This is a genomic window from Bacterioplanoides sp., assembly GCF_965226395.1.
In the GTDB taxonomy this organism is placed as follows: domain Bacteria; phylum Pseudomonadota; class Gammaproteobacteria; order Pseudomonadales; family Oceanobacteraceae; genus Bacterioplanoides.
Map to the genome: position 1 here is coordinate 2,617,676 of NZ_OZ245358.1, position 18,639 is coordinate 2,636,314.

The window sequence follows — 18,639 nt, forward strand, 5'->3', positions numbered from 1 at the left end:
GTTGTTGGTGATGATAGTTATTGCCCGATGATTTCTGTATGTAGCGATAGGAGTTTATTGATGGAGTATTTTAATGGAAGAATGCGGCTCGGTAATTATTTACGGACATCAAACATCACCAGAGTTCCCCAATTTTTGTCGCACCATTAATTCATTGGGGTTTGAATTTCATATTAGTGATCTGAAACAGTTTGAGCGATGTAAGGGCAATGCAAAAAATATTATTGAGATATTACATCTTATTGAACCAGATATTAATAATTATCCATTTAAATTGATGCGCCAATCCGGGCCTTTTAATTTATTAGTAACGACGGCAGAACGATTGCGTGTGCAACCCGAGTTAACTCATGTGGCTGCTGAGGTTTCACTGGCCAGTGCTGGCCTGGACGAAATAGCCCTGCGTTTACATCGCAGCATGGCATTTGTATGCGCTAATGAGGAAAAAGCTGATTGTGCTGTTGAGGGCATGGTGGGGAATTCTGAAGTTTTTTGTCGTACGCTGAATATTGCTCAGCGTTATGCTCAAACTGATGCAACCGTATTAATTCAAGGTGAAACAGGTACGGGTAAAGAGCTGGCAGCAAAAGCCATTCATCAGCATAGTAAACGTAATACAGGTCCCTTTAATGCCTTAAACTGCGGTGCTTTACCGGATCACTTGATTGAAAATGAGCTATTTGGCCATGCTAGAGGAGCTTATACTGATGCTCGTTCGCCCCAGGCCGGTTTGCTGAAAGACACTCACGGTGGCACCTTGTTTTTGGATGAGGTGGATGCTTTTTCGTTAAAAGCGCAGGCAACCTTATTGCGATTTCTACAAGATGGTAGTTTTCGTGCTTTGGGGAGTGGTAAAGAAGAATGGGCCGATGTACGTATTATTGCTGCCTCGAATCAAAATCTTCACGCTTTGGCCGATCAGAAAAAGTTCCGCCCGGATTTATTGTACCGGTTAAATACCTTAAACCTGCATATGCCCAGCTTACGTCAACGGATGGATGATATTCCGTTATTGACGCGCTATTTTCTCAGCCAGTGTCACCACAAATATCGCTTGGGGGAAAAAGTGATTCATCCGCTGATGATGGAAGAAATGCAACATCAACCATGGCATGGCAATGTACGCGAACTGGAGAACTATGTTCAGCGCATTTATTTATTAAGTGACCAGCCAGTGATTAGTTGTGAGCCTCAGGTCGGCAACCACAATGCGGTAATTGTTGATCCGGCAAAGACACATAATGAGTTTGAGTTTTCCGCCTTTGCCGATGCTAAAAAAGCGGTCATCGATCAGTTTGAAGCCGACTATTTGTCCAATTTGCTGCAACACACCCGGGGTAATGTCAGCCAAGCGGCACGTATTGCTGGCAAAGAGCGCCGGGACTTAGGCCGTTTATTGAAAAAACACAACATTGATAGAGCGTCGTACATCTCAATTTGACGCTAGCCAGGGTCGTCCGCTTTACCGCCTGAGTCAGGCAATCACAAACGGAAGCGGTTTCAGCCTGTTCCTACGGATGAGAAACCGCTAGAATAGCGCGCAATTGAAACACACCAGATAAGGTACTTATACATGGCTCTGATCAGCATGCGTCAGATGTTGGATCACGCCGCCGAATTCGGCTACGGCGTGCCTGCTTTTAACGTTAACAACCTGGAACAAATGCGCGCCATCATGGAAGCGGCCGACAAAACCGATTCTCCGGTTATTGTTCAGGCTTCTGCTGGTGCCCGTAAGTACGCCGGTGCGCCTTTCCTGCGCCACCTGATTCTGGCGGCGATTGAAGAATTTCCACACATTCCGGTATGTATGCACCAGGATCATGGCGCATCTCCTACCGTATGTCAGCGTTCTATCCAGCTGGGTTTCAGTTCGGTGATGATGGATGGTTCTCTGGGCGAAGACGGCAAAACGCCAATGAGCTATGAGTACAACGTTGACGTGACTAAGCGCACGGTTGAAATGGCACACGGCTGTGGTGTGTCGGTTGAAGGTGAGCTGGGTGTACTGGGTTCTTTAGAAACCGGTCAGGCTGGTGAAGAAGATGGCGTTGGTGCAGAAGGCACTCTGACTCACGATCAGATGCTGACTGACCCAGAAGAAGCCGCCGACTTCGTTAAGCAAACCGGTGTGGATGCACTGGCGATTGCCTGTGGTACTTCTCACGGTGCTTATAAATTCACTCGTCCACCAACGGGCGATATCTTAGCGATTGACCGTATTAAAGAAATCCATAAGCGTATCCCGGACACTCATCTGGTAATGCACGGTTCCTCTTCGGTACCACAAGAATGGCTGGCTGTGATCAACGAGTTTGGTGGCGAAATTCCGGAAACTTATGGTGTGCCGGTTGAGCAAATCGTTGAAGGCATCAAGCACGGTGTTCGTAAGGTCAATATTGATACTGACCTGCGTCTGGCGTCTACCGGTGCGATTCGTCGCTTTATGGCGGAAAACCCAGCTGAGTTTGATCCACGTAAATACCTGGCTCAATCCGTTAAGGCGATGTCTCAGATCTGTATCGACCGTTATGAAGCGTTTGGCACGGCGGGTAATGCGTCTAAGATTAAAGCACTGTCTCTGGATGCGATGTTTGATCGTTACCAGTCGGGTGAGCTGGACCCTAAGATCGCTTAATCTGCTTGTATTGTTTGATAAAAGCCGGCTTTTAGCCGGCTTTTTTGTGCCGTTCATTTATTCTTCTAAGCTTTGGTATTGGTTAAGCAATGAGTCACACAAGATAACGGACAAAAAGCAGGCAAAAAAAAACGGGCAAATAAATACATATTTGCCCGCTGAATAGAGTGGATTTGTTTAAACTACATGTAAAATTGTGTGATCACAATACGACTTTTCTATTAGTCATCATTAAATTGTCATCGTTAAATGTTTGACGCTGACTTTCGGGAATAAACGTCAATTAACCCAGCTTTTTTGCCGTTTCCTGAATTTTCTGTACCATCGCGCGTAAGCCATTTCCCCGGGTCGGACTTAAGTGCTTGACCAGATCGACCCCTTCAAAATACGCATCAATATCAAATTCCAGAATTTGCTGAGCGCTCTTATGATTATACGCTGCCAGCACCATACCTAATAAACCACGCACAATATGGGCGTCGGAATCGGCCTCAAAGCTGAGAGTGCCATCATTATTCTGGCTGTCGATCCACACCTGGCTCTGGCAGCCACGTAGCAGGTAGTCGTCATTTTTTTTGTCATCGGCCATTGCGGGCAATTGCTTGCCGAGGTCGATGATGTATTTGTATCTTTCTTCCCAGTCGTCGAAAAAGCCCAGAGTATCAAGCACATCGTCGCTGGTAATGGTTTTGCCGAAATCGTTTTCAGTAATGCTCATAGCTAAAGTTCGGTTCCTATGCCTGTTCGGTTGACAGAGATTCAATAAACTGACGGATACGTTGTGCTGCTTCAATACATTCTTCAACGCTGGCGACCAGCGCCATTCGTACCCGACCAGCACCAGGGTTAATGCCATCGACGGTGCGGGATAAGTACGAGCCAGGCAGTACGGTCACGTTTTGCTGAGCGAATAATTGCTGGGCAAACGTTTCTTCATCAATTGGGGTTTTCAGCCATAAATAAAAGCTGGCATCGGTTTGCCGGACATCCGCTACCGGTTGCAGAATATCGAGTACGGCAGCAAATTTCTGGGTGTATTGGCGGCGGTTTTCTTCAACGTGTATTTCGTCATTCCAGGCAGCAATACTGGCCAGCTGAGTCTGAACCGGCATGGCACAGCCATGATAGGTACGGTACAGCAGGAACGGCTTAAGCAGTGTCGCATCACCGGCAATAAAGCCGGAGCGCAGTCCTGGCAGGTTGGAGCGTTTGGATAATGAATGGAACACCACACAACGTTTGTAATCGTCGCGACCTAAACGCTGACAGGCTTCTAATAAGCCCAATGGGGCGTCGTTACCCTCGACGTAAATTTCCGAATAACACTCGTCACTGGCAATGATAAAATCATGTTTGTCGGCCAGAGCAATCAGCTTTTCCAGCGTACTGAACGGAATCACCGAGCCGGTTGGGTTACCGGGAGAACACAAGAACAGCAGTTGGCAATGATCCCAGACAGAAGCATCCACCGCGTCAAAGTCCGGAATAAAATGATTGTCTTCCAGGCAAGGTAAAAAGTGCGGCTCAGCACCGGCCAGGTAAGCTGCCCCTTCATAGATCTGATAAAACGGATTCGGGCTGACCACCAATGGCTGACTGGCAGTACGATCAACGGCTGCCTGAGTAAAGGCAAAAATGGCCTCGCGGGTACCATTTACCGGGATCACCTGAGTCTGTGGATCAACACTATTCAGTTTAAAACGCTGCTGTAACCACTGAGCGATGCTGTCACTCAGTTCCGGTAGGCCTTTGGTGGTCGGGTAGTTTTCCAGACGGTGAATATTGTCGATTAAAGTTTGTTGCACAAACGCCGGTGCCGGATGTTTGGGTTCACCAATGGATAAGGCAATATGGGGTAAATCCGGATTTGCGGTTACGGCGGCTTTCAGACGCGTGAGTTTTTCAAACGGATAAGGCTGTAATTTGTTAAGATCCGGATTCATGCTGCACCAAAGTGAATAGTAATCAAATTTGCTGGTGGCGCACTATAGCATTTTGTTGGCCCAATTGCTGAATTGGTACATACCCTCCAATGAGCTGACGCATCGCATTGCAACTTGATATGAGGCAGGTTGTTAAAGGATTAACTGTATTCTAATAAGTCTTATGAGTTGTATATTTTCCTATCCTGTTGACCGCTTAATGGCGCAGCTGGTGCCACTGTTGCTGCAGGTATCACTGCTGGTGCTGGGCCTGTCTGTATCTCAGGCTTACGCGGGTGCTCAACAGGGAGAGCTGGATGCCTTTGCCTGGGATCCCCGGGAAGTGCCACTGTTACTCGATGGTGAGTGGGGCTTTCGCTGGAATGAACTGGATACCGCCGAAGCCTGGCAGGCGCCGACTGCGCCCTGGTTTACTATGCCGTCCACTTGGGACAGCGGTGGCAGGGCTGGCTGGCAACACCCCGGGGTAGGCCATGCGACCTTTACCCTCAGTGTTAACCATGTGTCAGCTGGCTATGAATACGCGGTACTGGTGCCAGAGCAGTCGACTGCATTTCGTCTGTACGTGAATGAGCGCCTGGTAGCTGAGGGTGGTCAGGTGAGTGATCAGCCGGACTTCGCCCAAGCCTATAATGGCAATCGGCTGATTATGATTCCAGCGCCGGATCAGGGCCAGCTAAGGTTTAAACTGCACCTCTCAAATTACCATCATCACAGTGGCGGGCCATGGCAGGTCATGACATTAGGTCAGCGTGACGCGATGGTGGATGAATATTTTTCGGTCACCGTGTATGAAGCCATTGTTGCCAGCTTGATGGTGATTATGGCGATTCTGCTGGTGTTGGAATATTACGCTGATCCAAAAGATCGCTCGGGATTATGGCTGGGGCTGTTTGCTCTGGTGTTGGGGATTCGTCTCGGCATTACCGGCTATACCCCGTTTTACTGGATACTGGATGAGCAACTGCCGTGGCAATGGCATATGACGATTGAATATCTGACGATGCTCACCGCGCCGGTGTTTTTTACCGCCTGGATTCATACCAGCTTTCCCAGAGATTTATCCGCTACGGTCGCCAGTGTGATCAGTGCTCCGTTTCTGTTGGCAGCGGCAGTGTGTATCGTGTTGCCAACCCTGTATTTCAGCGCTCTGCTGAATGTATTTGTTTATATGTTGTTGCTGGTCACGCTATTAGGCATTGGTTTGTTGCTGTGGATTTGCTGGCGTGGACGTGACGGCGCACGCTTATTGTTAGTGGGTGTGGTGCTTCTGGGAACGGCCATTACCCATGATGTGCTGGTGAATTTGCAGCTGCTATCGGAATCGCAATGGATTTCAGCCGGGTTGCTGGCATTTGTACTCACCCAAACCAGTAATCTGTTAGGCCTGCGGGTCCGGCAGCGACGTCAGATTGAATTTTTAAGTGCTCAGCTGGCAACGGCTAACCAAGAGCTGGAGAGTCGGGTCGAAGTGCGTACCCGGGATCTGGCTGAAAAAGCCCAGGCGTTAGAACGCGCTAATAATCAGTTGCAGGTATTGGCGAATGTTGATGGTTTAACCGGTTTGCTGAACCGGCGGGCTTTTTTGGCCCAGATGAAACAGTTGAGTCAGTTATCCGCTCAGGTGGCGTTGCTCTGGATCGATGTCGATTACTTTAAGCAAATAAACGACACCTATGGTCATGCTGCTGGAGATAAGGTGCTGAAAAAGCTGGGTCATATTCTCGGTAGCTTAGGCCGGGATCAGGATCGTGCCGGGCGCTTGGGCGGCGAAGAGTTTGCTTTGCTGTTGCTCGATTGTGATCAGGCGGGGGCACAACAATATGCCCAACGGTTGCAGCAGTCCATGCAGCAGATGCTCTTTCCGGAGTGGCCAGCGTTAAGCAACATCACCGCCAGCATCGGTATTGCCAGTGGCCGTCTTGGCGACGATACCTGGGAAACACTGATACGTCAGGCGGATGAAGCCATGTATGAAGTGAAGCGTAACGGTCGCAATGGCTACCGGTTTGCTGACTGACTTCAAACGACGTTATGTCGACGTAAGTCGTTTTTCAACAGCCTGCCAGTCAGGCATCGGCTTCCGTCAGGTAGCAGTAGGCACTGCCGCCTAACTGCTTGGCTTTTTTCTTCGCCTGAGCCGCCAGATTTGCCATATGCTGGCTGCTGCCATTGTTAATTAATGACGAGGGCACAATGCCAATCGACAGCCCCAATAATGGGAACTGCCCGTGCTGGCCATTACGATCGCTGCCCAGAATAAATCCGGCTTGCCAGTCGTCTTCGCTGTGATATTCACGGCTTTGCTGAATAAACGCGTCCAGTATCTGCTGGCATTGCTGTTTCACATCGGCGGTCTCGGTGATCACCACAAAATCATCACCTCCGATATGGCCAATAAAGCAGGCCGGTGAGCAGTTGTGCTGCAATAACTGGCCGAGCCAGCGTAAGACGGAATCACCCTGGCGGTAACCATAGTGATCGTTATAGGGTTTAAAGAAGTTCAGATCGACATAACACAGGTGAAACGGCTTATGCAGCTGTAAACGCTGCTCAATGGCTTCATCAATCAGCACATTGCCCGGCAATAAGGTCAGTGGGTTGGCATAACGCGCTTTCTGAATCTGACGATCAGTAATGCGCTTTAATAAGTCTTTGGTATTAACCACTCCCTGATAACGGCCCATATGTGTGACCAGAAAGTGCTGCCGTAAATAGTGATCTTCGTCGTCAGTAATGATCTTACTGACTGCTTCTAGCGACATAGCGGCGTCAACAATTAACGGCGACTGCTGCATCAGCTGGTCGGCGTTTTTCTTTTCATACAACGCCCGACCATAAGGCAGGGCAAACATTTCCAGCAGTTTACGGCGGTGCAGTAAGCCAACCGGGCGTTCGTTTTCAATCACTGGCAATGACATCAGTTGCTGATCGTTCCGGAATAATTCGTCGGCCGCCGCCAGGCTGGTATCCGGCTGAATATAACGAACTTCATGACACAGCTGGGATATCGGTTGCTCCAGACGACTTCCGGTGCGTTTCTGCTGCTCCTGACGCTCGCCATTAGGAATGATCACCTCAGGCTGAATCTGAGGGCGACCTAATAAATACCCCTGACCGAGATAAATACCAAAGCTGCGGATCACCTGCAGTTCGGCTGGCTGTTCAATCCCTTCGGCAATCACTTCACAATTCAGCTGCTCACACAGATGCACAACTGACGCAACAAAGGCTTGTTTCACCGTGTCCTGATCAATGCGATCAATAAAATGGCGGTCGATTTTGACGTAATCAGGATTGATTTCGGACCAGAGTTTTAAGCCGGAATAACCACTGCCCAGATCATCAATCGCAATGCGGTAGCCAAGGCTTTTCAGATAGTCGATACGCTGAATAAAGTCTTCCATATAGGTAATTGGAAAACGTTCGGACAGCTCCATTACCACCTGTTGTGGATTGACTCCCAGATCTTTCAGGCGTCCGGTTAAATAATCAATTTCACTTTGATCAGCATCCAGAGTCTGAGGTGTGACGTTCAGAAACAACAACCCGGAGAGTTGTGATTGTGAGAAATGATGAGCCGCCGAGCGCAAACATAAATGTTCCAGCTCGGTGACCTTGTCAAACTGCTGGGCAGCCTGAAACATACGCTCCGGGTGTTGCAGCATATGGCCGGGTTCTCCCCGGCTTAAGGCTTCGTATCCCAGCGCTGTGTGGCTGCGTAAATCAACAATCGGCTGCAGCACGGAATAGAGTACTTCGCGGTTGAGAATATCATCCAGACTTTCTTCCAATGCTTGCGGCATCATTACTACAACCTTTTATCAGCCTGTTACATGAACCTGCTGATGCTGCAGTGTGGTTATGACGAAACGATGACGCTTCGTCAATTATTGATGAAGCACTTACTTCAGCGCTTATCTAACCCGAAGAGCAGAGGTTAGAGAAGCAGCGGTCAGAAGAATAACAATGACCCTTTCACGCCCTGAACATACCAGTTCATACGGTGCAGATCCTCATCATCCAATGCCTGGCCCGGACGAACCCGGGTACGGCCACGATGATTGCTGATCGGCCCGGCAAATACCTGCTTTTCTCCGGCTTCAATTTGCTGCTGTAACTGATACACATCCTGTTGTACGGCGGTTGGAATTTTTTCACTTAAATGCACCAGGCGTGACGTTGAGTCTTTCATGCCGGTCCATTCACTGCTGCTTTGCCAGCTGTCGTTCAGTAGTGCTTCGATGCGCTTAACATAATAAGGAGCCCAGTCATGAATCACTGAAGCCAGATGATACTCTGGAGCAAAGGACGACATGTCGGCGTGATAGCTGATGACATAGGTCTGGCGTTTTTCGGCAACTTCAGCAACAGCTGGTGAGTCGGTGTGGTGGGTCAGCACATCCGCACCTTGATCAATCAGTTGATTGGCCAGCTTGGCGGCTTTTTCCGGGGCGTACCAGGCTTTGGTCCATTCCAGAATAACTTCCGCTTCCGGGTTGGCTGCCTTAACGCCCAGAGTGAAAGCATTAATGCCGCGAATCACTTCCGGGATGGCGTGGGCGGCGACGTAACCAATCTTATTGCTACGGCTCATTTTACCGGCGATATAACCGGCCAGATAGCGCGGCTCATAGGCCCGGGTAGCGTAGTTAGCCAGGTTAGTCGAACTGCGGTCACCAGTAGCATGTTCAAATTTCACCTCCGGATTCTGGCGGGCGATATGGGCGGAAGACACCATATAGCCCATCGACGTGGTGAAAATAATGTCATTTTCGTCGGCCAGTTTTTGCAGCGTCTCACGGGAAGCGCGGCCTTCGGGCACAAACTCGACAAAACTGGTTTCTACTTTTGGGCCAAAACGTTCGTCGATGGCCTTACGCCCCTGATCATGGGCATAACTCCAGCCAACATGATTGGCCGGGCCAACATAGACAAACGCGGCTTTTAACGGCGCGGCCTGGGTTGAATGGATAAAAGATAAGCTGGTGGTGATTATTGTTGTTATTGTCAGCAGCATCCGTGTCAGATAAGTGGGGAAGTGGGTCATGCTGAAGCCTCGTTGCTGTATTTTGCTGATCATGTGGTCAGGATTGGATTTTCCTGATTGGACGGTCAGGAATCAATAAGAGAGTGTATAAATTGTCACCAGTAAGGCTGTGTTTTGCTGTTATTGCGTGATTGAAGCGACAAACTGTTCAAATAATGGTCAGCTTTTGCCATAAAAAAGGCGACCATTGCGGTCGCCTAATAACGATAGGAGCAGGTAAAAGACCCGGCTTTAAACCCCCAGCGTATGTCTTAAATGTGCGTTCAGGAAGCGGCCTTGTGGGTCCATCTCCTGGCGAACTTTGAGAAAATCATCAAACCGCTCATAACGTGCTGCCAGTTCGGCTGCATTTAATGTATGAATTTTGCCCCAGTGAGGGCGGCCGTCGTATTTCCAGAAAATCGGTTCAATCGCAGCAAAGTATTCTTTGTAATCTTTATCGTGAAAGTTATGACAGCTGATTGAGAAACCATCGCGCTGATAAAAAGGGCTTAACCAGAAATCATCACCTTTGACATAACGAGCTTCGATAGGGAAAACCACCGGAATATTCTTCTTTTTGATGGTCGCCAGAATTTCAGCCAAACATTGAGGGCCAACTTCTGCCGGCACCGTGTATTCCATCTCGTTAAACAGGATATCGCGCAGGTTGCCAAAAATTTCCCAGGATTTACCGTAACGGGTTTCCGGCTCAACACCACCAGCCCCCAGATTGACCAGCCAGCTGCGCATAAAGGGCAGGTAATCAATCACATTAGACAAGGTGCGGAAGGCTTCATAAGCATCGCCAGAATTCGCCGGAGGTTCTGCCGGAATATCTGCCGGGTCAATTTTGTCGATAGCAACGCCGAGCATGTAGTCGCTGTGTGGCAGGGCAAACATCTCGTAATGACGATGCTGATCGCGCAGTTCTGCCGCCCGGGCCAGCCCTTCTTCTTCCGACATCATCCAGCTGTGTTCTTTCAGGTAATACGCTTTGTCGGTTTTAATCCGTGCTTTGGTTAACACACCCAGGGCGCCGAGGTTATTACCACCGGCATAAAATAAATCGCTGTTGTTGCTGGCGGAGCACTCGACAATATCACCGGCGGCATTGGCAAAACGCATCTGGGTCATATGAGTTGAAATAGAGCCGAGGTTTTTGCCGGTACCATGGGTTGAGGTGGCAACGGCACCACCAAAAGCCTGAGTATCAATATCCGATAGGTTGATCATCGACATATCGTGTTGCCACAGCTTTTTGCCCAGCTGCGAGAGACGCGTGCCAGCCCAGACGTCGGCTTCCATTGTTTCTGGGTTCACATTTTCAATACCGCGTAAACGCGCTAATGACAGCAGCGTCTGATCGGTTGGCACTAAGCCTGAAAAACTGTGGCCGGAGCCAACACAACGGATGCTGTGGCTTGTATTGCTACTGTTGTTAACACTGCTGTGGTTAACGCTGCGGATGGCTTCCAGCAGCTGGTCTTCATGACGCGGCACCCAGCGATCCATCGGCTGGCAGTTCTGATTGCCCGACCAGTTGCTCCAGGGTAAAACCCGTTTGCCCGCGCTATTGATAATGCCGACCGGCGCTTTGGCTGGCGGCTGAGAAGAGCAGCCGCTATTGGTTGCAACACTGCCTGCTAACATCCCCAGCCCGGCCGATTTTAATAACTGGCGACGACTGAGTGGAATGCGGTCAAAGTTCATCTTATTGCTCCTGCACCATGTAACGAATCAGATCTTCCATATCTTCAGCACTGCACTCGCCGCAGGTGCCCATGGCAGGCATATTGCCGATGCCTGTGATGGCGTTATTAACCAGTGTTTCCATGCCTTTATCAAGGCGATCCTGCCATTCATCGCGGATAAAAGCCTGTGGTGCTCCGGAAGCCGATACGGCATGACAAGCGGTGCAGTACAGGTCGTAGAGTTCAACGGTGTAGCTATCAGTGGTGTTATTAGTAACGGCGCTGGCTGGGATAGCGGTCAGTGAGCTGGTCAGACACAACAACCAGAACAATAAGCGGGGCATAGGTGAGTCTCATCTTTGTTGTTATCGGTTTTGCTTATGAGACTACCTAAAATGGAACATTCGTACAAACTAAAATTAACCCATACGTTTGCTAAGGTCTGGCCTCCAGTGATGGATAGTCAAACGGCTGTAACTGGTATTTCGACGGTGCGATGCCATAACGCGCAGAATCCCGCCCATCTCGCCAGAGCGTGTTTTGTAAATAGTCGCCGGCACTGACCAACTCGATCTGGTGCTGTGACAATGCGGTCAATTCCTGTTGCAGCACTTTCAGTGTTTCCGGGTACGGGTGACCAATGGCCACGGCGATACCGCGTTGTTGCGCTCGTTGGATGGCTTTCTGCAGTTGTTGCCGGATGATGTCTTCTTCCGCCACATGATCGAGAAAGATATGCCGCTTCAGGCTGGGCAGCCCGGCTTTTAATGCTTCGCGTTGGGCAACGCTGTTGGCGGTGGTCAGGCTGTCGACAAAAAACAGCCCTTGCTGCTTCAGCACCTGCATAACCACCATCATGGCTGCGCTATTTTCCGTCAGCTGGCTGCCCATATGATTGTTGATGCCCGTTACATAAGGTATGGCCTGAATATTATCCAACAGGGTGTCACGCCATTGCTGTGGTGTCATTTCTGCGGTTAAACCACCCGGACCAAGCTTGGCGTGAGTCTTGTTGGCCATTGGAGCGTGCAACATGACCGTATGACCACTTTGGTGTGCTTGTTCAGCCAGTGAGCGGGCAAACGGTGTATGGGGCAAAAAAGCCAGATTGAGTGGCCCCGGCAGTTCCAGCGTTTGTTGCCCCAGAGATCTGTTATTACCAATATCATCAATAATCAGGATTAATTGTGCCTGAGCCAACACTGGGCGTGGCAACGCCAGTAAGGTCAGTAAAATCAGCAGGAACAAAAAGCCGGGCATGATGCCCGGCCGGTATAACGTGTGTTGCAAAGCCATCATTGGTCGTTCTGAGCAGCCGTTGTTTTAGGTTCGGTTTTAGATTCAGCTTTTTGCTTCGCCATCTGGGGAGACAGAATGGTGACTCCGCGCAACAGGGTATGCGCTTCGTACAGCTGAAAATCTTGCTTCAGTAACTCATTGGAGCTGATGGTTTTATCTTCGGCCTGGTCTTTGGCTTGAGCGTTGTCATTGTCTGACTGAGGTCTGCCGTCCTGATTTTTCAGATGGCCATGCAGGTCTGATTCTTTATACACCCGGCGCTCATAAGGGGTGACTTCACTTTGTTCGACCCAGATATCCGGCTTGATGCCTTGTGCCTGAATTGAGCGGCCATTGGGCGTGAAATAACGCGCCGTGGTTAACTTGATGGCTTTTTCTTCGGTAATGGGTAATACGCTTTGCACCGACCCTTTGCCAAATGAGCGGGTACCCACAATCACGGCACGTTGGTGATCTTGCAGGGCACCGGCAACAATCTCAGAGGCTGAGGCCGAACCACCATTAATCAGCACTACCACCGGGATATCCGCCGCGGATGTCTGTTCAGTGGCGGAGAAGCGCAGTTCGGAATTAGCGGCACGGCCCTGGGTATACACAATTAAGCCGTCGTCGATAAACACATCGGTGACCTCAACCGCGGCGTCCAACACGCCTCCCGGGTTATTACGTAAATCCAGAATTAAACCGTTGAGTGGTTCTGGCGCGGAAGTCCATTGGTTAATGGCTTTATTCAGCTCCGGGCCGGTTTTCTCCTGGAACTGAGTAATACGCACATAGCCGATGCCGCCACTCAGAGTTTCGGTACGAACACTGGCGACTTTGATCTCGGCGCGCTCCAGAGTGAATGTCAGCAGTTCTTTTTCATTGGCCCGACGAATTTCTAAGGTGATTTCAGAACCGGGTTCACCACGCATACGATCAACCGCGTCGCTCAGATTCATGCCCATCACGGCTTCACCGTCTAGCGTGACAATTAAATCGCCGCTTTTGATGCCGGCTTTTTGCGCCGGGGTATCATCAATCGGGGTGACCACCCGGATCAGGCCATCTTCCATACCCACTTCAATGCCCAGGCCACCAAACTTGCCGGAGGTACTTTCCTGCAGGTCGCTGAAGGCCTCAGGTTGCAGATACACCGAATGTGGATCTAGTGAGGTCAGCATGCCGTTAATGGCGTATTCCAGTAGGGTTTTGTCATCCACTTCTTCCACGTAGGAGCTGCGGATACGCTCAAAAATTTCGGTGAAGTTGCGCAGTTCACGTAGTGGCAGGCGGCCTTGTGGCGCGGTGTCGGCTGACGGCCCACTGGTCTGCTGTTCTGATGATTCGCTGTTGCTGTCAGACAGAGCTGGCTGAGTCAGTAACAGTCCGAGTACAAACGGGCTGATTCGCTTAAGTGATAAAGATAACAAGCCGGGCATCCAATAACTCAGTTCTAATAATGAACCCGAAGAATGGCACAAAAGTCACGGCTTTAAAAACGTTGCGTTTTTTATTTATCGGCGACGCAGCCAGGATGCAGGATCTTTTGGTCGGCCATTGTGGCGTATTTCAAAGTAGAGGTTAGATTGACCCGTGTCGGTATTAATTCCGGCTAATGACAAGGTATCGCCCTGATTTACCCAGGCACCGACCTCATAAAACAGCGTCTGGTTATGGGCATACAGGCTCAGATAGCCCTGGCCGTGATCGATAATGGTTAATAAACCAAAGCCACGCAGCCAATCGGCAAACACCACCCGACCGTGATGCACGGCGCTGACTTTCTGCCCTTCGCGGGTATTAATTAACCAGCCATCCCAGCGGGCTTGCTGATCGCGGCGATTACCAAATGCCTTAGCAATAAGGCCTGTGGTGGGCCGGGGTAATTTGCCCTTCATTGAACGGAACGGGCGCTCGTCGTTTTTGCGCACGCTGTTGCTGATCAGGTTCTGTACTTCACCGAGTAAGCGTTCCAGTCGTTTGCGGTCGGCTTGTTTGCGTTTTAATTGTTGTTCACGGCCGGATAACTGGCGGCTTAAACTGGCTAACAGTTTCTTTTGTTCAGCTTTGCGGGCACTGAGTTTGCGATTCTGTTGCAGCAACCGGCCTTCGGTTTGTTGCAACTGGCGCTCTTGTGCTTCGATTTGTTCGGCGATGGTCTCCAGTCGCTGTAATTCAGCAATCAGAGTTTTGATATGTTCAATCCGGGCCTGATTGAAATAGCTGAAATAGCGCATCATGCGTTGCGCTTGTTGCGGATCATCCTGATTCAGCAACAGCTTTAATGGCCCCTGATCACCCAGCTGTTGCGCCGCGCGCAGTTGCTCAGCTAAGTGAGTACGGTGTTGTTCACGGAGCTGGCGTAGCTGGGATTGCTCCCGGCGCAGCTTTTTTAGGCGGGCTTGCTCCTCCTTAAGCTCGCTACGAGTGGACTCGATTTTTTTCAGCAGTTCGGCAATTTCCAGATCGGATTTGCGTAATGCCTGATCGAGCTGGCTGTATTCGTCTTTGGCCTGATTCAGCCATTGCTCCAGCTTTTTGATTTCCTGTTTCAGGTTATTCAGCTGCTGCTCATCATCGGCAAGCGCCGCAGGATGAAACAGCAAAGCACCGGAAAACAGCAACAGCAGTGATAACAAACGCATAGCCAGCCCGCTCTTATTCAAAACCGCAGCAATCAGGAGAAATCAATCAGCGCATTACCGCTCATTTCTTCCGGCTGTTGTAAGCCCATCATGGCCAGCAGAGTGGGGGCAACATCACATAAGCGGCCCGGTTGCAGCTGCAGAGCTTGTTCACGGCTGTGCACATAAATCATGTCCACCGGCCCGGTGGTGTGTTGTGTCATTGCCCGACCCTGATCATCCACCATCATTTCCGCGTTGCCGTGGTCGGCGGTGATCAGACATTCGCCACCCACTTCTAACAGCGCTTCGGTCACACGTTTGATGCTGGCATCAATGGCTTCGGCGGCTTTTAACGTCGCTTCGTAAGAACCAGTATGACCAACCATATCGCCATTAGCGTAGTTACACACAATCAGGTCATATTCCTGCGCTTTAATAGCCGCAACCAGTTTGTCGGTGACTTCCGGTGCACTCATCTCGGGTTGTAAATCGTAGGTCGCTACATCCGGTGACTTGATCAGCTCACGGGTTTCGCCGTCGTACAGATCTTCACGGCCACCGGAGAAGAAGAAGGTAACGTGAGCGTATTTTTCGGTTTCCGCAATACGCAGCTGCTTCAGACCCAGATTCGAGACGTATTCGCCTAAGCCGTTGGTCAGCGCTTCCGGTGGGAAGGCGCAGTTAGCCGGAATCGTAGCGGCGTATTCGGTCATCATTACAAAGTCTGATAACGCCGGTTTGACTGTCCGTTCAAAGCCATCGAAGTCGTCACCGTCAACAAAGGCACGGGTTAACTCACGCGCGCGGTCCGGGCGGAAGTTAAAGAAGATAATGCTGTCGCCATCTTTTACCTGAGCATCGGCATTACCCAGAATGGTGGCCTGAACAAATTCATCGTTTTCATCACGGGCATACGCGGCATTTAACGCGTCGATGCCATTGGCGGCGCTGAACGGCGCTTTGCCTTCGGTCATGGCGACATAACCTTGTTCAACACGATCCCAGCGGTTATCACGATCCATCGAATAGAAGCGGCCAATTAAGGTCGCCAGCTTGCCGTTGCCCAGTTCGGCCAGTTTGTTTTCAATCAGTTGGATTGACGGTTCTGCTGAACGTGGTGGCATATCACGGCCATCGAGAATGCCGTGTACGTTAGAGCGTTTAACGCCTTTGGCTTTGGCCATTTCCAGTAACGCAACCAGGTGATCTTCGTGGCTGTGGACACCACCGGGAGACAGCAGGCCAACAAAATGTACCGCGCCGTCATTGGCGATGGCTTTGTCCATCGCCGCCACCAGAGCTTCATTGTTTTGCAGCTCGTTATCGGCTATGGCTTTGTTAATACGGGTGTAGTTCTGATAGACGATACGACCAGCGCCCAGATTCATATGACCGACTTCGGAGTTGCCCATCTGTCCATCTGGCAGGCCAACGGCAGCGCCGGAGGTCTGGATCAGTGCATTCGGATATTCTGCTAACAGACGATCCCAGGTTGGGGTCGGAGCGTTGGCAATGGCGTTATGTTCGGTTTCTTCACGATGGCCCCAGCCATCCAGAATGATCAGTGCAGTTGGAGTAGGACGTGATGTCATGCGGGCAAACTCAACTCAGAAAATAAGAGGGAACGGGCAAGCCGATGTTCAAAAGCCGCAGTGTACCTGAATTGCCAATGGGCGGCATCTTTCACATTTTTATTTGCGGTGCTGTACAGAATTATTCAAGCGGCCCTTGTATTTGCCACAAACGCTCCCAGATACATAAGCAATGACGGATGCAGCGGTGGAGCCAAATAGGCTTGAGCGCTATACTGCGCGCTCATTTTTATACGCCGATGATATGACGGCATGTCATCTGCAGGTCATTTAACCGGTAAACAATATAGGTCTTGTATGGATCAGCTTTTTGAATTCATTGGTAATCACTGGTGGTTAGTGGGTATCTGGGGTGCTTTTCTGGCAGCGTTGTTGTGGGACAACAATCAGCGCTCCGGTCAGTCTCTGTCTACCGCTCAGGCCACCCAGCTGATCAACAAAGAAGACGCCCTGGTGTTGGATATCCGTGATAAAGGTGAGTTTGGTCAGGGTCATTTAGCGAACGCGATTAATATCCCTTACGCCAACCTGGCCAACCGTATGACGGAGTTATCGGCCCACAAAGACAGACCCATTCTGCTGGTATGTAAAACTGGCCAGACCGTTGGTATGGCTGGAAAAATGTTGCGTGAGCAAGGCTACAACGCAGTACGCCTGAACGGCGGCATGATGGAGTGGAACGCACAAAACTTACCCGTCGTTAAAAAATAATCCGGGTTAATGTTTAACCCGGCTAGCTAATAAAGATGTTAAGGAATTAAGACAATGGCAGAGAATCATCCACAATTTGCCCTGCAACGTATCTACGTAAAAGACGCTTCGTTTGAAGCTCCGAATGCACCGGCTGCTTTTACCAAAGAGTGGAAGCCAGAGATCAAACTGGATCTGAACTCCGGTGCCCGTAAGCTGGACGAGCAGCACTACGAAGTGACCGTTAAAGTCACCGTGACCGCGACTAACGCTGAAGAAACTGCGTTTCTGGTTGAGCTGGAACAAGCTGGTCTGTTCACCATGGCGAACATTCCGGAAGATCAGCTCAAGCCAATGCTGGGTGCGATGTGCCCGAACATCCTGTTCCCGTACCTGCGTGAAAGCATCGACAGCATGGTCGTTAAAGGTGGCTTCCCGGCACTGATGTTGGCACCGATTAACTTCGATGCTCTGTACCAGCAGCGCTTACAGCAAGAGCAGCAAAAAGTGGCTGAAACAAACGAAGGTTCTGAAACCATTCAGTAATACTGAATGGGTCTTCGGCCAATAAAAAACGCCGTTCGTGAAAACGAACGGCGTTTTTTATTGGATCACGTAACGAATTAAGAAACCGCTCCCTCATAACCAATCTGGCGCCAGGCTTCATAGACCATTACGGATACGCAGTTGGATAGATTCATGCTGCGGCTGTCGGCCATCATTGGCAGACGCAACCATTGTTCCTGCGGGAACTGCATTCGCACATCTTCTGGTAGGCCCCGGGTTTCTGGGCCAAACATCAGATAGTCACCTTTTTCAAAGGCCACCTCTGAATGGGTGGTTTTGCCCTTAGTCGTTAAGCAATACAGCATTTTCGGCTGTTCTTTGCTCATAAATTCATCAAAGTTTTTATGAATTTTCACCTTGGCCCATTCGTGATAATCCAGCCCGGCGCGACGCAGTGCCTTTTCTTCCATGTTAAATCCAAGCGGTTCAATCAGATGCAGCTGACATCCGGTATTGGCACATAAACGAATGATATTGCCGGTATTGGGTGGGATCTCAGGCTCAAATAAAACGATATTAAACATGGGCTTAGGTCATGTAATCAAAGAAATTAGTGACGACATTATAGTCACGTCAGG

General features: G+C 50.0%; 16 protein-coding genes. 5 read left to right on the forward strand and 11 right to left on the reverse strand.

Features of this window, described 5'->3' with window-relative positions; translation table 11 throughout:
* Positions 1-73: 73 nt before the first annotated feature.
* Positions 74-1,441 carry a sigma 54-interacting transcriptional regulator gene (locus ACO05E_RS12100; protein ID WP_419813189.1) on the forward strand — a complete coding sequence of 456 codons (1,368 nt, stop codon included), beginning with the start codon at positions 74-76 and terminating at the stop codon, positions 1,439-1,441.
* A 132-nt stretch (positions 1,442-1,573) separates the two neighbouring features.
* Positions 1,574-2,638 (forward strand): class II fructose-bisphosphate aldolase, encoded by a 1,065-nt coding sequence (gene fba / locus ACO05E_RS12105; RefSeq protein WP_419813190.1) that lies wholly within the window; start codon positions 1,574-1,576, stop codon positions 2,636-2,638.
* A 283-nt stretch (positions 2,639-2,921) separates the two neighbouring features.
* Here fba and ACO05E_RS12110 read toward each other — a convergent pair whose 3' ends face one another.
* On the reverse strand, positions 2,922-3,356 hold the full coding sequence (locus tag ACO05E_RS12110) for a SufE family protein (RefSeq protein ID WP_419813191.1): 435 nt from the start codon (positions 3,354-3,356) through the stop codon (positions 2,922-2,924).
* Positions 3,357-3,372: 16 nt separating this feature from the next.
* Complete coding sequence (dapC, locus tag ACO05E_RS12115) at positions 3,373-4,581, reverse strand: succinyldiaminopimelate transaminase (protein ID WP_419813192.1); 1,209 nt, start codon at positions 4,579-4,581, stop codon at positions 3,373-3,375.
* Positions 4,582-4,744: 163 nt separating this feature from the next.
* Between dapC and ACO05E_RS12120 the strand changes: the two genes are divergently transcribed.
* Positions 4,745-6,601 carry a diguanylate cyclase domain-containing protein gene (locus ACO05E_RS12120; protein ID WP_419813193.1) on the forward strand — a complete coding sequence of 619 codons (1,857 nt, stop codon included), beginning with the start codon at positions 4,745-4,747 and terminating at the stop codon, positions 6,599-6,601.
* Between the two features lie 49 nt (positions 6,602-6,650).
* On the opposite strand, the gene ACO05E_RS12125 is transcribed toward ACO05E_RS12120, so the two are convergent.
* The 8 genes from ACO05E_RS12125 to gpmI form a co-directional block, all read right to left on the reverse strand.
* The gene (locus ACO05E_RS12125; RefSeq protein ID WP_419813194.1) at positions 6,651-8,390 is read right to left on the reverse strand and encodes a GGDEF domain-containing protein; all 1,740 of its coding nucleotides are present in this window, start codon (positions 8,388-8,390) and stop codon (positions 6,651-6,653) included.
* Between the two features lie 146 nt (positions 8,391-8,536).
* Positions 8,537-9,631 (reverse strand): BMP family ABC transporter substrate-binding protein, encoded by a 1,095-nt coding sequence (locus tag ACO05E_RS12130; protein WP_419813195.1) that lies wholly within the window; start codon positions 9,629-9,631, stop codon positions 8,537-8,539.
* Positions 9,632-9,862: 231 nt separating this feature from the next.
* A complete protein-coding gene (locus ACO05E_RS12135) occupies positions 9,863-11,323 on the reverse strand; it encodes a D-arabinono-1,4-lactone oxidase (protein WP_419813196.1) in 1,461 nt (486 codons plus the stop codon).
* Between the two features lies 1 nt (position 11,324).
* Entirely contained in the window at positions 11,325-11,648 is a 324-nt protein-coding gene (locus ACO05E_RS12140; protein ID WP_419813197.1) for a c-type cytochrome, read from the reverse strand.
* 91 nt (positions 11,649-11,739) lie between these two features.
* Positions 11,740-12,603, reverse strand: coding sequence for a divergent polysaccharide deacetylase family protein (locus ACO05E_RS12145; protein WP_419813198.1), 864 nt, complete (start codon positions 12,601-12,603; stop codon positions 11,740-11,742).
* Positions 12,600-14,024, reverse strand: a complete 1,425-nt coding sequence (locus ACO05E_RS12150; RefSeq protein ID WP_421722734.1) for a S41 family peptidase — start codon at positions 14,022-14,024, stop codon at positions 12,600-12,602. The genes ACO05E_RS12145 and ACO05E_RS12150 overlap by 4 nt, the downstream gene beginning before the upstream one ends.
* 75 nt (positions 14,025-14,099) lie before the next feature.
* On the reverse strand, positions 14,100-15,230 hold the full coding sequence (locus ACO05E_RS12155; RefSeq protein ID WP_419813200.1) for a murein hydrolase activator EnvC family protein: 1,131 nt from the start codon (positions 15,228-15,230) through the stop codon (positions 14,100-14,102).
* 32 nt (positions 15,231-15,262) lie between these two features.
* Positions 15,263-16,804, reverse strand: coding sequence for a 2,3-bisphosphoglycerate-independent phosphoglycerate mutase (gpmI, locus tag ACO05E_RS12160; protein WP_419813201.1), 1,542 nt, complete (start codon positions 16,802-16,804; stop codon positions 15,263-15,265).
* 297 nt (positions 16,805-17,101) lie between these two features.
* Between gpmI and ACO05E_RS12165 the strand changes: the two genes are divergently transcribed.
* Positions 17,102-17,515 carry a rhodanese-like domain-containing protein gene (locus tag ACO05E_RS12165; RefSeq protein WP_419813202.1) on the forward strand — a complete coding sequence of 138 codons (414 nt, stop codon included), beginning with the start codon at positions 17,102-17,104 and terminating at the stop codon, positions 17,513-17,515.
* A 54-nt stretch (positions 17,516-17,569) separates the two neighbouring features.
* Positions 17,570-18,040 (forward strand): protein-export chaperone SecB, encoded by a 471-nt coding sequence (gene secB, locus ACO05E_RS12170; protein WP_419813203.1) that lies wholly within the window; start codon positions 17,570-17,572, stop codon positions 18,038-18,040.
* Positions 18,041-18,117: 77 nt separating this feature from the next.
* On the opposite strand, the gene trmL is transcribed toward secB, so the two are convergent.
* Positions 18,118-18,585, reverse strand: a complete 468-nt coding sequence (gene trmL, locus ACO05E_RS12175) for a tRNA (uridine(34)/cytosine(34)/5-carboxymethylaminomethyluridine(34)-2'-O)-methyltransferase TrmL (protein WP_419813204.1) — start codon at positions 18,583-18,585, stop codon at positions 18,118-18,120.
* Between the last annotated feature and the right edge of the window lie 54 nt (positions 18,586-18,639).

Coding starts and splice junctions, on each gene's coding strand:
- ACO05E_RS12100 (WP_419813189.1), top strand. CDS start 74: ATGGAAGAATGCGGCTCGGTAATTATTTACGGACATCAAACATCACCA.
- fba (WP_419813190.1), top strand. CDS start 1,574: ATGGCTCTGATCAGCATGCGTCAGATGTTGGATCACGCCGCCGAATTC.
- ACO05E_RS12110 (WP_419813191.1), bottom strand. CDS start 3,356: ATGAGCATTACTGAAAACGATTTCGGCAAAACCATTACCAGCGACGAT.
- dapC (WP_419813192.1), bottom strand. CDS start 4,581: ATGAATCCGGATCTTAACAAATTACAGCCTTATCCGTTTGAAAAACTC.
- ACO05E_RS12120 (WP_419813193.1), top strand. CDS start 4,745: ATGAGTTGTATATTTTCCTATCCTGTTGACCGCTTAATGGCGCAGCTG.
- ACO05E_RS12125 (WP_419813194.1), bottom strand. CDS start 8,390: ATGATGCCGCAAGCATTGGAAGAAAGTCTGGATGATATTCTCAACCGC.
- ACO05E_RS12130 (WP_419813195.1), bottom strand. CDS start 9,631: ATGACCCACTTCCCCACTTATCTGACACGGATGCTGCTGACAATAACA.
- ACO05E_RS12135 (WP_419813196.1), bottom strand. CDS start 11,323: ATGAACTTTGACCGCATTCCACTCAGTCGTCGCCAGTTATTAAAATCG.
- ACO05E_RS12140 (WP_419813197.1), bottom strand. CDS start 11,648: ATGCCCCGCTTATTGTTCTGGTTGTTGTGTCTGACCAGCTCACTGACC.
- ACO05E_RS12145 (WP_419813198.1), bottom strand. CDS start 12,603: ATGATGGCTTTGCAACACACGTTATACCGGCCGGGCATCATGCCCGGC.
- ACO05E_RS12150 (WP_421722734.1), bottom strand. CDS start 14,024: ATGCCCGGCTTGTTATCTTTATCACTTAAGCGAATCAGCCCGTTTGTA.
- ACO05E_RS12155 (WP_419813200.1), bottom strand. CDS start 15,230: ATGCGTTTGTTATCACTGCTGTTGCTGTTTTCCGGTGCTTTGCTGTTT.
- gpmI (WP_419813201.1), bottom strand. CDS start 16,804: ATGACATCACGTCCTACTCCAACTGCACTGATCATTCTGGATGGCTGG.
- ACO05E_RS12165 (WP_419813202.1), top strand. CDS start 17,102: ATGGATCAGCTTTTTGAATTCATTGGTAATCACTGGTGGTTAGTGGGT.
- secB (WP_419813203.1), top strand. CDS start 17,570: ATGGCAGAGAATCATCCACAATTTGCCCTGCAACGTATCTACGTAAAA.
- trmL (WP_419813204.1), bottom strand. CDS start 18,585: ATGTTTAATATCGTTTTATTTGAGCCTGAGATCCCACCCAATACCGGC.